Source organism: Candidatus Mycoplasma haematohominis (assembly GCF_902712995.1).
GTDB classification, from domain to species: Bacteria; Bacillota_I; Bacilli_A; order Mycoplasmatales; family Mycoplasmoidaceae; genus Eperythrozoon_B; species Eperythrozoon_B haematohominis.
Window position 1 is genome coordinate 40530 of sequence record NZ_CACTIB010000004.1, and the last position, 14162, is coordinate 54691.

Here is a 14162-nt window from a genome sequence, read left to right on the forward strand (position 1 = left end):
TTCTACTAATTTATTCTTATGACTGAACTGCTGTATTACTTCCGCTAAATACACAAACTTCTTTAAATGTTTTTCAATCTTCATCCGCTTTAAGAGTGTTTTCAGTTCATTGCTGCCCCTCAGAAGGAGATTTGTCTTTTTTAAGTTCACATCATGCTTTAGTAAATTTAGATATATTTTCAGATTCACTAAGTTCATCGCCTGTAACTAACTTATCTTTAACGTTTGTTGGTTTAGTAACTGTGACATTGTCCTTTCCATTTAAACTTGTTTCGACAATACTATCCCATCTGCTCTTTAACTTATCTCTATAACCATTTGCATTACCAGTCTTGTCCTCATCCAATAACTTCTTTATTGAATTAGCTTCTTCATCACCTATATTCCCTATATAAGTCAAACCTATCTTTTTTGCGTATTCTCCAAAATTCGCATAAGTAGTCTCTTCATCAACTTTATTAAAAGCGCCTGCTGCGTAAGCAACTGCAGTACCTCCTGCTCCTGCAGCAGCCAAACCACCCAGTCCTGTTCCTACTGCTGCTTGTGGTGTCATATTTACCTTCTAAGCATCGCTATTACTAACAAAACAAACCTTTTGGAAAATATCAAACTCTCCTGTCCTGCTTGAATCATAAATTACTACTTTTTTAACCTCACATCATTTTTTAGTGTAGTTGTAAGTTGTTTCTGCTTCGCTTGCTTCCAAATTACCTGGAGTTTTTAATTTATTAATCATTTCATCAGTTGGTTTGCCAGTATCTTCAGTCAATGTCATCTCTGACAAACTATTTCCCAAATCTTGTTTATACTGCGTTCCCTGATCTGATGACTGCAATCAACTTTTAACTCTTGTATCTTGACCGTCTTCTCCTATATATTTTTTGTTTGCTGATAAAGTTGGTTTTGATGCCTTAGATAAATAAGTCTCTTTTGAAGACTCATCTGTCTTGCTCTCTTTTCCGCCAAAAGCTCCAGCGGCATATGCAATACCAGTTCCTCCAGCACCTGCTGCAGCTAATCCTCCTAATCCAGCTCCAACTGCTGCTTGTGGTGTCATTTCTATCTAAAACTAAGATCCTGGAGCAGGGTTTCCGCCTGATGTTGATGATGTAGTTTCAACAGATGTTGCTTCGGGTAAAGAAGTTAAATTGCCTGCAGTAGATGCATGCGATGAGCCAGATGGTGCCGCCTCTCCGGAAGAATCCACATGACCTTTACTTGTTGTTTGTGCCGAAACATCTGGATCTCTCTTGTCTACATTCTCTCCCTCTGACACAACTTTTGTATTAGGAGAGGGAGAAGTATTCTCTGTTTGCTGTCCGCCTTTAGCTTGAGCAGATTGAGAAGTCTTTGGGTCTTGATCAGTTAAGTTTTTATTTTCTTCAGGCTTGTCATCTTTATGAAGAGCTTGATAAATAGCAGTTGAAGTAGCTCCTATCACAGCTGTCCCTCCCACTATTCCTGCGCCAATTGCTGCTGGTGATGCCATACTTATCCTCTAACTATCAACATCATTCACAAAACAAACTTTTTTGAAAATATCAAATTCAGTTGTTGAATTTACATCATAAGTTAAGCCTTTTTTAGCTTCGCATCATTTATGTGTAAAGTCATAAATTTTTGTTGCAGCGCTTTCATCCAATTTGTTTGGAGTTTTCAAATTATTAATCATTTCTTCAGTTGGTTTATCGTTAGAAGCACTTCCAGATAACTCCATACTTCCCAAATTATCTCCTAAATCTTTTTTGTATTGTTTTTCTTTGTCACTTTCTTTCAATCACTTCTTAACTTTCACATCCTGACCATCTCCGCCTATATATTTTTTGTTTGCATTCGTATTATCTTTTTTAGCCTCAGTGAAATAAGTCTTTATTGTATTTTCATCTGTCTTTTTCTCTTTTCCTTCAAAAGCGCCAGCAGCATATGCAATGGCTGAACCTCCTACTCCGGCAGCGGCTAATCCACCTAAGCCTGTTCCTACTGCTACTTGTGGTGTCATGAATATTTAAAACCTAAGCTCCACCCCCAGAAGAAGTGGTCTGTACGGTTAAGCCAGTTTGAGATTTTTCTCCAAGAGCTGAGGCAGCTCCATCAGGATTTCCAGTTGATAAGGAATCTGCAACACTAGGTTCTTCGCCTCTTGCCGATTCCGGTTGGACAACTATATTTGATCCTGATCCAACAGGAGCTTCAGGAGAACCAACGCCTTCTTTAGCTTTTTCTTGAGAAACGCCAGCTGTTCCTCTAGAACCTGCTTGTTCAGTCTGAGTTGTACCTCCAGAAGCGCCCTGTGTTGTTGACCTATCTGGTTCTTTTGGCTTCTCAAAAGCTCCAGCAGCATACGCAATACCAGTTCCACCTGCACCTGCTGCAGCTAATCCTCCTAATCCAGCTCCGACTGCCGTTTGTGGTGTCATAAATATCTACTTAGAGTTTTGTGCTCCCACTATAGTAACTAAATCTTTCATATTCAACCTTACTTTCAGTTCTATCTCTTATCAATCTATAAACAAGTAAAGTTTTTATTTAACTTTTCTGCTTTTTTCATTTATTAATTTGAATCTGAAGAAGATCCAGTATCTTTAGTAGAAATTGTTTCCGGTTGCAAATTTACTGTATTTGACGCATCAGACTGTACACCTGTTTGATCACTACCATTTACATTTACTTGAGAAAGATTTGAAGTTTCCAGTGTTAAAGCAACATCTTCAACAGGAGAAGTTTGTCCAGTAGGTGAATTAGTTTCTAATGAATCAGATCCTGTTTGTGCATTATTTGACTGACCTTCTCCTGTTTGAACACTTGCAGCTTCATGAGATTCCCCGCCCGTACTTTCTTTAACAATTGGCGCTTCCTCTTGACCTTCGCCTTCTTCAAAACCCAATTGAGATGTATCTCCCGCATCTTCTGTCTCTAATCTATCAACAGATTCATTAGTTTCAGGTAATTGAACTTGATTTCTTTTTTGATCTGCTGGATTTACTAAAGTTGGATTGGTCTCATTTCCAGGTTTATTTATTGCATAATAAGTTCCAACTGAAGTAGCTCCTATTGCTCCGGCACCCAATACACCTGCGGCAGCTAATGCTCCTGAAGAAGCCATAAATTATTTTTTTGATTATGAATAATAACGAATTGCTTAATGTCCTGTTCTACTCCTGGTTTCTTCCTGTTTTATTTTTCTTTGATATTTAAATTTCTATGAATTAATTTCTATTTCTGACTTGCTTTCTCAATTAAACAAACTTCTTCAAATATTTTTCAGTCTGCATCCTTTTTAATAGTGTCTTCGGTTCATTTTTTGTCTGTTCCTGAAGTTTTACTTTTCTTAAATTTACATCATGCTTTAGTGAATTTAGCAATGTTGTCCAAATCATTAAGAGAATCACTCGGGATCAATTTTTCTTTAACTTCATTTGGTTTAGTAATTGAATCTTTATTCTCTCCCTGCAATCCTTGTGCATCCATACCGTCTCATTTATCCTGCAACTTTTTCCTATAACCATTAGAAGAATTAGCATTCTTATCTTCCTCCAATAATTTCTTTATTGAATTAGGTGTTTCATCCTCTAAATCTCCTATATAAGTTAAGGCTCTCTTATTTACGTAATCTCCAAAGTTTGCATAAGTAACCACTTCATCTTTTTTATTAAAGGCGCCTGCTGCATAAGCAGTTCCTACACTTATAGCTCCGGCTCCTAAAGCGCCTCCACCTATTGCTGCTGGGGATGGCATATTTCTGAAAAAATAGGTATTTTATCTATTTAAGTAATTTTTTTGAAATTAATAAAGCTAAATAAATTATTCCTGAGCAACTGAAGGATCTGCTGTTAATGATTTAGGTTGTAAATTTAATGCATCAGATTGAATTTCTGCTTGATCTTTAGCGCCAGTTGCAGAAGAATCTCCGTCGCCAGTTCTAGATTGTGAGGCAGAACTTTCTAAATCCAAACTAGATCCCTTACTTGAATCTTCTACAGATGAACCTAAAGGCAACGAAATAGAAGGTGCAGGATCTCCATTTTGACCTTCAACATTATTTCGTCCTTGTTCATCAACACTTAACTGTGAAGAAGCTTCTGTTTCTCCAGTAGGTCGAACATCAGTTGATGGCTCCTGTCTTGTGTTTTGTTCAGATTCTGAATCTTCTACTTGATTATTTGTAGCTGTAGCTGTTACATTCTCAGATTCACTAGTTCCATAAACTGCATAATAAGTCCCTACCGAACCAGCTCCTAAAGCTCCTGCACCTAATACACCCGCTCCCGCAATTGCTGCTTGTGATGCCATATTTAATATGTTTTTAATTTTTTAGAAGAAACTAATAACTAACTTGCTGCTCTCTGCTCTAGTCTCTCCATCTGGTTTTTGATCTGCTTCAGCATTTACTTCTACTCGAACGCTAGTACTAGATGCAACTGTAGATAATCCTTCGCCATCTTTTTCTGCGCCCGGCTCTTCTATAACTTTAGGAGTTTCTAAACTAGACGGGTCTAAAAAAGATTCTTCTCGTTGCTCTTGAGTAACCTGTTTTTCATTTTGTGCAGAATCTCCTCCCTCATCAACATTAGTATTTTCATTTGAAGGTAGTTGTTCCGCGCCTTCCCTAGTTACTGAATTGCTAGGCTGATCTGATCCTTCTGAAATAACTGCAGTAGGTTCTGCCTCAACTCCAGGTTTATTTATTGCATAATAAGTTCCAACTGAAGTAGCTCCTATTGCTCCAGCACCTAGTACACCTGCTGCAGCTAATGTTCCTGAAGAAGCCATAAATACTTACTTGATTACCAATAATAACGAATTGATTAATGCCCTTTACTGCTCCTGGTTTTTTCTTGTTTTATTTTTCTTTAATTTTTAAAAATTTCTATGAATTAATTTCTATTTCTGGGTTGTTTTTTTAATTAAACAAACTTCCTCAAATATTTTTCAGTCTGCATCCTTTTTAATAGTGTCTTCGGTTCATTTCTTGTCTGTTCCTGAAACTTTACTTTTTTTAAGCTCGCATCATGCTTTAGTAAATTTAGCGATATCTTCTGACTTTTCAAGGGTATCACTAGGCACTAACTTATCTTTAACATCCGTTGGTTTAGTAATTGCTTGTCCGCCTTTTTCTTTCAAATTAGTTTCATCCATACTTTCTCATTTATCTTTCAATTTACTTCTATAACCGTTTGAACTACTCGTCTTATCTTCGTCTAACAATTTTTTTATTGAGTTATCTACTGTATCTTTTAGGGATCCTATATAAGTTAATTCTTTCTTAGTTACATAATCCCCAAAGTTTTCATAGGTAATTACTTGATCAGCTTTATTAAAAGCGCCTGCTGCATAAGCGGTTCCTACACCTATAACTCCAGCTCCTAAAGCGCCTCCACCTATTGCTGCTGGGGATGGCATACTTTTAAAAAAATAGGTATTTTATGTATTTAAGTGATTTTTCGGCAATTAAATTGAACTAATTTGATTGAGCAGCTGGAGTTTGTGTCTGTCCATTACCAGAAGTTGCTAGAGATGTTTGTGATTCTGTATTTGTTGGAGAAGAACTAGTTGTAAGATCTGTAGAAGTTTCGCTTGCTTCAGGAACTGAACCAGCTTGTTCGCCAGTAGCTGCTTCTCCTTTAGATGATTCTGTTTCTCCAGTTGGATTTCCTATAGATGTTCCTTCTTGAGTGCCAGATGTTGAACCCGATGGAACTGTAGAAGTGTCCTCTCTACTCTGTCCTGCAGAATCGCCTCCTCCTCCTTGTGCTTGAGAGCCTGAACCTCCAGAAGCTCCATTTGTATCTCCAGTTGCAGGTTGCTGCTCTCTACTATCTGTTCCAGGTTCTACAATTTTTGATTGGCTTACCTCCGCATTTTCCTGGCTTTTACCAATTCCATTTACTGCATAATATGTGGCAACTGAACCAGTGCCTACTACAGCTGTTGCCACTGATACTCCTACTGCAATTTCTCCTGGAGATGCCATATCTAATTTATTTATTGACAATAATAACTAAAGCCTTAATTCCCCGTTTGGTTCCTACCTTAAGCTTTTACTAACCCTATATTTAATATCCCTAAATAAATTCCTTAGAACAACAAAAACTTCTACTCCAATTACTACTTTCCCTATATCCCTTCAACTAATTAACTAAACCAAACAAACTTCTTCAAATATCTGTCAGTCTGAATCTTTCTTAAGAGTGTCTTTAGTTCATGTCTCATTTTCCTCTGAGACTTTACCTTTCTTAGACTCACATCATGCCTTAGTGAATTCCGCTATTTTTGTTGACTCTGCGAGTGTAGTACTACCAGAAACAGGCTGAAATAAAGTAGATATGTCTCCATTTGGTTTTGTAACCGTATCAGTTCCTTTCTTAACAGATTGAGGCATGCTTGTTCACTTTCCAGATAATCTATTTCTGTAGTCATTCTTATCCTTATCTAATAATTTCTTTATTGAATTCTCATTTGCATCAGGTATATCTCCTGCATAAACCAAATCATTACTTTTCACATAATCTTCGAAATCTAAATATTTAGATGTAAAGGCTCCGGCAGCATAAGCAGTTCCTGCTGTTATAACTCCTACTCCCAAAATTCCTCCGCCTGCTACTGCTGGTGATGTCATATCTAATAACTACTGAGTTCCTGTTGCTCCTTCCTTAGAAGCTATCTGTTGTGGTTGAGAACTAGGTTGTGTGTCTGATTGTTCTGCAGTCATAGTAGAAGAAGTTTCTCCCCTTGCTCCAGATTGAGGTGAACCAGATGTTGCCTGTGGTAACTGAGCTGCTAAACTTCCGGTAGAGTCTTGTGCACTGGAACCTAGATCTCCTCCACTTGAAGAATCTTGAGAACTCAAATTTTCATCAACATTCACAGATCTATCATCAGAATCTGACAACCCTGCGCCTGCAGCTTCATCGCGATGATCTTCTTGTGCGGAATCGTTTTGACCAGCTTGAGTATCTGGTAATTCATCATGCGCAACTTGTTTATCTTTATTCTTATCAGTTCCATTTACTGCGTAATATGTAGCTACTGAAACAGTACCAATTGCGGCTGTTCCTCCTACTGCAGCTGCTGCTATTGAAGTTGGTGTTGCCATATCTAATAACTACTAATTTCCCGCTCCTCCAGAAGATCCTTGCCCCTCTTGAAGATTTGAAGCAATCGATGCAGAATCTCTTGCTCTTTCATTATTTACACCCGAACCTGATGGTAACGCAACTCCATTATCTGTACTCTCCTGAGAAGCTTTACCTGCAGAATCATCTGATTGAGTTTCGCCAGTACCTACATTAGACTCTGGTTGATGTCCTGAATCAGCTCTGCTTGCAATATCTCCCGTATCCCGAGTTACAACATCTGACCTTCCAGAATCTCCTGTTTCCAAAGAAGGAATTTGATTCTGGTCAGGCTGCTGATTCTGATCATTAACAGAAGATTCATTTGCGTTTTTAACTTTGTCAGTTCCATTAACTGCATAATATGTAACGACTGAAGCGGTACCAACTACTGCTGTTCCTCCCACTACTGCAGCTGCAATTGAAGTTGGTGTTGGCATTTCTAATTTCTTATTGAGAACCTCCTACAGTGCCAGAATTAGATGTGGAACTTACATCTGAAACAGTATTTCCTCCTCCTGATGTTCCTCCTAATTGCTGTCCAACAACAGTATCCTGTCCTTGTACCCCATTGCCGACTGCTGGTACTGAAGGAGAGCCGCTTGTTGATGCCCCTTCTCCTCTTTGACCATCAGTGCCATCATTAGACGGTTGAGAAGCTACATTTCCTGCATCTACGGCACTACTTCCTCCTCCAGACCTTTCTTCCTGTGTTTCTCCGCCTTGTCTTGTTTCTGACTCGCTTCCACCTTCTACTGCTTCTCCTTTTTTCTCCTCAGAACCACTAAATAAGTAATAAGCACCTACTGAAGTAGCTCCTACAACTGCAGTACCTAATACACCTATTCCTAAAACTACTAATGGAGATGCCATATCTAAACTAAACAAACTTTTTCGAATGTCTGTCAGTCTGAATCTTTTTTAAGAGTGTCTTCAGTTCATTTCCCAACTGCTGCAGGAGCCTTATTCTTCTTCTTTGTTTCGCATCATGCTTTAGTGAATTTAGCGATTTCTGTTGATTTCGCAAGTTCAGTATTACTGGACTTAAACAATTCCGCTGGTTCTCCTGCCGGCTTTTCAGGCTGATTTCCAGTTAAATCAGATTGATTCATGCTTGATCATTTTCCAGATAACTTACTCCTATAACCATTCGAACTACCAGTCCTATCCTCGTCTAACAATTTCTTTATTGAATTAGATTTTTCATCAGATATACCTCCTACATAAACCAAACCGTTCCTATCCACATAATCTTGGAAATTTACATATTTAGACGTAAATGCTCCAGCAGCATAAGCAGTTCCCACACCTATAACCCCTACTCCCAAAATTCCTCCTCCTATTGCTGCTGGTGATGCCATATCAAATAATTACTAACCTACCGCTCCTCCAGAAGTTTCTGCACTTGATAGAGTATCTGAGTGACTGGCTACAGGGTTTGAAACGGTTAATGAAGAAGTCGCCGCTCCTTCTTCACCTACACCTGAACCGGGAGATAACACAACTGCATTGTCAGTTCTCTCCTGAGCCTCAGAATTTCCTGATTGAGTTTGGGCAGTGCCTACATTAGATTTTGTTTGTTGTTCGGAATCAGATCTATCTTGAGTTCCAGCATCCAATTGACCAGAATCTCTTGCATCCGAAATTTGTGTTTGTTGTGTTTGGTTCTGACCCTGATTATCAAAAGCAGGCTCATTTACATTTTTAGCTTTATCAGTTCCATTAACCGCATAATATGTAACCACTGAAGCAGTACCAATTACGGCTGTTCCTCCTACAGCTCCAGCTGCAATTGAAGTTGGTGTTGGCATTTCTAATTTCTTATTGAGATGATAATCCTGTTGCAGTACCAGGGTTTGCTTGAGCACCTACCCCAGATCCAACGCCTCCTCCCGATGCTTCTCCCTGCTCAGCAACATTACTCTGCCCTTTTCCTAAAGAACTGCTTCCCAATTCTGCTGTCTGTTGTCCGCCGCCAGAAGTACCTCCAGTAGATAGTTGAGAAACTTCATTTCCACCGCTACTCTCTTCTCTATGTTCTGTATTCTGCTCTTCTCCTCCTGACCTTACTTCTTGAACACTTCCACCTTCTACTTCTACTGTTCCCTCTTTCTGATCCTCAGAACCATTAAATAAGTAATAAGCACCTACTGAGGTAGCTCCTATAACTCCAGTGCCTAATACACCTATTCCTACAACTACTAAAGGAGATGCCATACTCTATTATTTGTTTGTTCTCAACATAATAACAAAACACTTGTTTCCCAGCATTACTAGCTGGTTTCCATGCACATCAACTACTTAAGAAATAAAAGACCTAAAGCCTAAAAATAACTCATACCCATAAAAAACAGTTAATATGGTTGACGTAAGCATCTAATTCATGTCATTACTAGCTAAATCTGCTATAGCTGCAACAGTCATAAGTGCTGGTTCAGCCGTAACTGCTCATCAGTTAATCCAAAACAAAGGCAGTGATTCTACTTCTACACAACAACCAACTGATTCAAATACCTTAGAAGTAGAAGAACAAAAGAAAGTTGAACCTGAACAACAAATAACAAAACCTCAAAAACCAACTACAAAAAGAACTCCTCCTGCATTACCACCAAGACCTTCTACTTCCCAAAGACTAGAGCATACTTCTAAACCAGCAATATCTGCAGCTTCAATCCCAGCTGGTTCAATATTCGACAGAAGTCGTTTCTTTGGCCACAGTGGAAAAAATACTCCTTCCAGAATAAATTCAATTGAATTCAAACCTATAGAAGGAAGAGATAGACCTACTTGATTAGATCAATTGCCAAATACTAAGGGAAGCTGTCAAGATGATAACGGTATTAAATGTGAATGAAGCGATATATTAAAAGCACATGTTCCTAAAGAAAAAAGATTGAAATTAGAACAATCCGCAATGGATCATGCAACCGATAAATGTTCAAAGATTAATGGAAGAATGCACGACGATACCCAAACAAAAAGAAAGGGATGACAAACATGTCACTACTCAGAAAACTACTACGCTAGAGAAGCTTCCTTCTATGACCTAAATTTAGATAACAAAGAACTTTACGAATAATTCTTAATTAATCTCCAGGATAAGTACAAATCTCACCATAAAAGTCTCTATTAGTCTTTCAATTCAGACGTGTATAGTTCTTTAACTCTTCTTTTATTTTTCCTTTCTCATAATCCTGACATCACTTCATTACATCTCTAGCTCTTTCTTTACCTTTCTCAGTTAACGCTTCTCCTATTGCTCCGCCAGAATCTTTATATTCTTTTGTATTCCTTAACCAAGTTTTCTGATCATCTTCAGCATTATTGTTATCCTCAATCGGATTACTACTTAAACTAGGTCAAACTCTTTTTCAATCATCTGAATCATCATTTAAATTCCTCAAAGGCGCATCTGTTCCTCCATCAACATCATCTTCATTAGTAAACCACTTCTCATGATGCGATTGCCTTATTCTCCTGTTATATGTATTTCCGTCCTGATGAACAAAAGGAGTATTTAAATACTTCTCAATTTCAGGATCTAATCTTTCTCCAGAATTACCATGCAGTACAGCTCCAGTTATAGTGCTGCCTATAACTGCTGCTCCTGAACCTAATTTAACAGCTAAGTTTATTTTTGATTCCATAAAAATAGATTACTACAAACAAGTTTATTTTTAGCAAATAAAGCTAACAAAGATCAAAATCAACCTATTTAGAAGCATAAAAAAATTAAATACCTCAATCTACATATCAACCATGGTACCCAAAAATTCCAGGTTTAATTTTGGTTTTCTTTATGTCTGATTTAAGCAGATAAAAATTTCTTGTTCTTTTTCCTAAACACCCCTTACCTTCATCATTTTTACGAAATTAATAGAACTAAGTTGGTAAAGCAGCTGAAGTTTGTGTTTGAGCTCCTGAAGGAGCAACAGAAGATGCTCGTGAACTTTACGAATAATTTTTAATTAATCTTCAGGATAAGTACAAATCTCACCATAAAAATCTCTATTAGTCTGTCAATTCAAGCGTCCAGGATTCTTCAACTCTTCTTTTATTTTCCCTTGCTCATAATCCTGACATCATTTCATAACCTCTCTTGCTCTTTCCATGCCTTTTTCTGTTAACTTCTCCCCTGCTGTCTTATTAGGAGCTGTATATTCTTTTGTATTACTTAACCAAGTTTTCTGATCATCCTCAACATTATTCTTATCTTCAATAGGATTACTACTTAAATAAGGCCAAACTCTTTTTCAGTCATCTGAATTATCATTTAGATTCTTCAAAGGAGAAATTGTTCCTCCATCATCTTCTTCACTATTAAATCATTTCTCATTATCTGATTGTCTTACTCTCTTCTTATATGTATATCCACCTTGAGTAAAAGGAGTATTCAAATATTTCTCTATCTCAGGATCTAATCTTTCGCCAGAATTACCATGCAATACAGCTCCAGTTATAGTACTACCAGCAACTACCGTTCCTAAACCTAATTTAACAGCTAAATTTACTTTTGATTCCATAAAAATAGATTACTACAAGTAAGTTTATTTTCAACAAATAAAATTTACAAATACCAAAATTAAATCTATTTGAAAGCATAAAAAAACAAAAAAATTAATACGTTTCAAACAACTTAAATTTGCCCTATCCAAATAAATTTCTAAAAAACTAAATCCCTCAATCTACGTACCAACCGTAGTAACCAAATGTCCCAGGTTTAGTTCTTTTCTTTTTAGGTTGTTCTTTTGGTTTAGGAGTATCAGTCTGAGGTGTTGGTTGTGGGTTATAAAACTTTCATTCAACCTTAGGTTTCTTAGGCATTTCTACCCTTTTAGGTCTTTTTCCTGTTTTTTGACTTTTATCTCGTTGAAGGCCATAAAATTTCATTCTTTTATGTCCTGCTTCTAATGGATCAGTTGGATCTTTTTTATCGTCACTTAACTTTCATCATCATGAGTAGGCTTCTCCGCAAATATCTTCAAGTCAATCTTCTGATCCAAAACCACAACCTAAACCATCTATAAAACCTGAATAAGATAAGTCTTCTTTTAGAGGATCATATACTTCCTTAAATCCTCCTAACTTCTTAGCTCTTTCTTTTTCATCATAAAGTTTGCTAAATATTTCTCTTCTTCCTGGTAAATCATTCTGATTGCTTCTTTCTTTCTCTTGTAATCATCACAAAAACTTTCTGGCATCGCCACAAAACTTTTTCTCTCAACCATCTAAACCATCTCCAGTGCCGCAACCTAATTTATCCATAATGCCACTTATGGATGGATCATTTAAAAGCGCAGAAGAACCTGTAGGCAACGCATCAGCGTCGCCAACTATTAATTCAGAACTGTTAGGTGAGGGGGGGTACTATCTTTACTTCCTGTTTTAGTAATCATGAATACAGAAGAAACAGCTGTTACTAAGAAGAATAGAAAGGGTAAAACAAATGCCATAATCTAACTTAAAGATGCCAAAATTTTATACGTATAGTCAATTAAAAACAAAAAATTAAATTCCTCAATCTACATATCAACCGTAATAACCAAATGTTCCTGGTTTAGTTTTTTTCTTTTTAGGCTGTTCTTTCTGTTTAGGAGTTTCAGCTTGTTTTGGAGCTGTAGGCTGATCGTAGTAAGTCCAAACAACCGTAGGTCTCTTAGGCATCGGTACTCGTTTTCGTTCTTCTCCTGTGTTTTTCCTTTTATCTCGTTGAAGATCGTAAAATTTTGTCTTTTTATGTCCTGCCTCCAAAGCCTCATTTGGATCCTTTTTATCGTCACTTAATCTTCATCATCATGCATACGCTTCTCCGCAAGTCTCCTTATCTCAATACTGTGCCCCGAAACCACAACCTAAACCATCTATAAAGCCCTCAAAAGAAAAATCTTCTTTACTTGGATCATATTTATTCTTCAAGCCTCCTTCTTGTCTTGCTCTCTCTTTTTCTTTTTTAAGTTTGTCAAATATAGCTGATCTTCCTGATAAATCATTTGGCATACTCCAACCTTTTTCTTGCAACCATCACCATCAATTTCTTGCATCATCACAAAACTTTTTCTCTCAACCATCTAAACCGTTTTCACAACCTAATTTACTCATCATTCCACCTATAGATGGATCATTTAAAGATGTAGAAGCATCAGTAGGAGACGAATCAACGCCACCAACTGTTAATGTGAGACTACTAGACGAGGGGGGGTACTATTAGAACTACCACTAGTTCCAACAATCATAAAAGTAGAAGAGACAGCTGTTAGTAAGAAAAATAGAAAAGGTAGGAAAAATGCCATAACTAATTTAAGGAGTAAAAATTTTATATATATGAATAACTAAACACTAAAAAAATTAAATACCTCAATCTACATACCAACCGTAATAACCAAATGTTCCTGGTTTAGTTTTTTTCTTTTTAGGCTGTTCTTTTGGTTCAGGAATTGAAGGATGAGTTGGATCTTTTTCTCTAGCTTTCTCTTTCTCTCTTTCTAATTGTCTTCTCTGCTCTTCTTCCTGTTGTTTCTTTCTTGCTGCTTCTCTTCTTCTCTGTTCTGCAGGAGTTCCGTATATTCTATTTCTAAGGTCATAAAAACCATTTTTTCTTTTTCCTAGATCTCCAGGATCTCCCAAATGCCCCTTACCTCCATCATATCCCCACAATCAAACATAAACTTCATCGCAAATTTTTTGATTTCTGCCCTCTAAACCAAAATAGCAACCTAAACCATCTATCACATCCGGATCTTTAAAACCTCCAATATCTACTTCTTCTGAGTCCTTTATCTTTTCAGGTTTGCCTCTTTCTTTTTCTTCTTTTAATTTGTCGTATATTTTCTTTCTTGTCTCTCCTTGATCGCTGTGTTTATATTGATATTCTTCTCCTAAACCGCCTAATCAAGATTTAACATCATCACAAAATTTCTTATTTTCTCCGCTAGTACCATCACAACCTAAACCTCTTAAGATGGCATTATCTGTATAACCTCCGGCAGCAGCTGCAGTATCTCCTAAGAGACTTACTTGAGCTGCAGTAGATGATGAATAATCATCACCAAC

General features: G+C 37.2%; 24 protein-coding genes. 1 reads left to right on the forward strand and 23 read right to left on the reverse strand.

The features are described from left to right. Nucleotides 1-16 precede the first annotated feature (16 nt). The 18 genes from H6411_RS00405 to H6411_RS00490 form a co-directional block, all read right to left on the reverse strand. Entirely contained in the window at nucleotides 17-553 is a 537-nt protein-coding gene (locus H6411_RS00405) for a hypothetical protein (protein WP_216082680.1), read from the reverse strand. A gap of 9 nt (nucleotides 554-562) precedes the next feature. Further along, nucleotides 563-1057, reverse strand: a complete 495-nt coding sequence (locus H6411_RS00410) for a hypothetical protein (RefSeq protein WP_216082681.1) — start codon at nucleotides 1055-1057, stop codon at nucleotides 563-565. A 12-nt stretch (nucleotides 1058-1069) separates the two neighbouring features. Further along, nucleotides 1070-1489, reverse strand: coding sequence for a hypothetical protein (locus H6411_RS00415; protein WP_216082682.1), 420 nt, complete (start codon nucleotides 1487-1489; stop codon nucleotides 1070-1072). 9 nt (nucleotides 1490-1498) lie between these two features. Continuing rightward, nucleotides 1499-1999, reverse strand: a complete 501-nt coding sequence (locus H6411_RS00420) for a hypothetical protein (RefSeq protein WP_216082683.1) — start codon at nucleotides 1997-1999, stop codon at nucleotides 1499-1501. A gap of 13 nt (nucleotides 2000-2012) precedes the next feature. After that, nucleotides 2013-2417, reverse strand: a complete 405-nt coding sequence (locus H6411_RS00425; RefSeq protein WP_216082684.1) for a hypothetical protein — start codon at nucleotides 2415-2417, stop codon at nucleotides 2013-2015. A gap of 134 nt (nucleotides 2418-2551) precedes the next feature. After that, nucleotides 2552-3103, reverse strand: a complete 552-nt coding sequence (locus H6411_RS00430; protein WP_216082685.1) for a hypothetical protein — start codon at nucleotides 3101-3103, stop codon at nucleotides 2552-2554. Nucleotides 3104-3213: 110 nt separating this feature from the next. Beyond that, nucleotides 3214-3735, reverse strand: coding sequence for a hypothetical protein (locus tag H6411_RS00435; RefSeq protein ID WP_216082686.1), 522 nt, complete (start codon nucleotides 3733-3735; stop codon nucleotides 3214-3216). Nucleotides 3736-3801: 66 nt separating this feature from the next. Continuing rightward, nucleotides 3802-4290: a hypothetical protein gene (locus tag H6411_RS00440; protein WP_216082687.1), complete on the reverse strand. Its 489-nt coding sequence runs from the start codon at nucleotides 4288-4290 to the stop codon at nucleotides 3802-3804. Between the two features lie 21 nt (nucleotides 4291-4311). Then, a complete protein-coding gene (locus H6411_RS00445; RefSeq protein ID WP_216082688.1) occupies nucleotides 4312-4770 on the reverse strand; it encodes a hypothetical protein in 459 nt (152 codons plus the stop codon). Nucleotides 4771-4881: 111 nt separating this feature from the next. Further along, nucleotides 4882-5400 carry a hypothetical protein gene (locus H6411_RS00450; RefSeq protein WP_216082689.1) on the reverse strand — a complete coding sequence of 173 codons (519 nt, stop codon included), beginning with the start codon at nucleotides 5398-5400 and terminating at the stop codon, nucleotides 4882-4884. A gap of 58 nt (nucleotides 5401-5458) precedes the next feature. Further along, nucleotides 5459-5971 carry a hypothetical protein gene (locus tag H6411_RS00455; RefSeq protein ID WP_216082690.1) on the reverse strand — a complete coding sequence of 171 codons (513 nt, stop codon included), beginning with the start codon at nucleotides 5969-5971 and terminating at the stop codon, nucleotides 5459-5461. A 165-nt stretch (nucleotides 5972-6136) separates the two neighbouring features. Beyond that, nucleotides 6137-6616 carry a hypothetical protein gene (locus tag H6411_RS00460; protein ID WP_216082691.1) on the reverse strand — a complete coding sequence of 160 codons (480 nt, stop codon included), beginning with the start codon at nucleotides 6614-6616 and terminating at the stop codon, nucleotides 6137-6139. A 9-nt stretch (nucleotides 6617-6625) separates the two neighbouring features. After that, a complete protein-coding gene (locus H6411_RS00465) occupies nucleotides 6626-7093 on the reverse strand; it encodes a hypothetical protein (RefSeq protein WP_216082692.1) in 468 nt (155 codons plus the stop codon). Nucleotides 7094-7105: 12 nt separating this feature from the next. After that, nucleotides 7106-7552, reverse strand: a complete 447-nt coding sequence (locus H6411_RS00470; protein ID WP_216082693.1) for a hypothetical protein — start codon at nucleotides 7550-7552, stop codon at nucleotides 7106-7108. 10 nt (nucleotides 7553-7562) lie between these two features. After that, nucleotides 7563-7985 (reverse strand): hypothetical protein, encoded by a 423-nt coding sequence (locus H6411_RS00475; RefSeq protein WP_216082694.1) that lies wholly within the window; start codon nucleotides 7983-7985, stop codon nucleotides 7563-7565. Between the two features lie 2 nt (nucleotides 7986-7987). Continuing rightward, nucleotides 7988-8473: a hypothetical protein gene (locus tag H6411_RS00480; RefSeq protein ID WP_216082695.1), complete on the reverse strand. Its 486-nt coding sequence runs from the start codon at nucleotides 8471-8473 to the stop codon at nucleotides 7988-7990. Nucleotides 8474-8485: 12 nt separating this feature from the next. After that, nucleotides 8486-8923, reverse strand: coding sequence for a hypothetical protein (locus H6411_RS00485; RefSeq protein WP_216082696.1), 438 nt, complete (start codon nucleotides 8921-8923; stop codon nucleotides 8486-8488). 10 nt (nucleotides 8924-8933) lie between these two features. Further along, the gene (locus H6411_RS00490) at nucleotides 8934-9329 is read right to left on the reverse strand and encodes a hypothetical protein (protein WP_216082697.1); all 396 of its coding nucleotides are present in this window, start codon (nucleotides 9327-9329) and stop codon (nucleotides 8934-8936) included. 166 nt (nucleotides 9330-9495) lie between these two features. Here H6411_RS00490 and H6411_RS00495 point away from each other — a divergent pair, with 166 nt between their 5' ends. After that, nucleotides 9496-10191, forward strand: a complete 696-nt coding sequence (locus H6411_RS00495; protein ID WP_216082698.1) for a hypothetical protein — start codon at nucleotides 9496-9498, stop codon at nucleotides 10189-10191. A gap of 7 nt (nucleotides 10192-10198) precedes the next feature. On the opposite strand, the gene H6411_RS00500 is transcribed toward H6411_RS00495, so the two are convergent. The 5 genes from H6411_RS00500 to H6411_RS00520 all read right to left on the reverse strand — a co-directional run bounded on the left by H6411_RS00500 (nucleotide 10199) and on the right by H6411_RS00520 (nucleotide 13841). Then, nucleotides 10199-10759: a hypothetical protein gene (locus tag H6411_RS00500; protein ID WP_216082699.1), complete on the reverse strand. Its 561-nt coding sequence runs from the start codon at nucleotides 10757-10759 to the stop codon at nucleotides 10199-10201. Between the two features lie 321 nt (nucleotides 10760-11080). Continuing rightward, nucleotides 11081-11635 carry a hypothetical protein gene (locus tag H6411_RS00505; protein ID WP_216082700.1) on the reverse strand — a complete coding sequence of 185 codons (555 nt, stop codon included), beginning with the start codon at nucleotides 11633-11635 and terminating at the stop codon, nucleotides 11081-11083. 148 nt (nucleotides 11636-11783) lie between these two features. Next, the gene (locus tag H6411_RS00510; RefSeq protein WP_216082701.1) at nucleotides 11784-12428 is read right to left on the reverse strand and encodes a hypothetical protein; all 645 of its coding nucleotides are present in this window, start codon (nucleotides 12426-12428) and stop codon (nucleotides 11784-11786) included. Between the two features lie 192 nt (nucleotides 12429-12620). Beyond that, on the reverse strand, nucleotides 12621-13211 hold the full coding sequence (locus H6411_RS00515; RefSeq protein WP_216082702.1) for a hypothetical protein: 591 nt from the start codon (nucleotides 13209-13211) through the stop codon (nucleotides 12621-12623). A 246-nt stretch (nucleotides 13212-13457) separates the two neighbouring features. Then, nucleotides 13458-13841, reverse strand: a complete 384-nt coding sequence (locus H6411_RS00520; protein ID WP_216082703.1) for a DUF4670 domain-containing protein — start codon at nucleotides 13839-13841, stop codon at nucleotides 13458-13460. Nucleotides 13842-14162 lie beyond the last annotated feature (321 nt).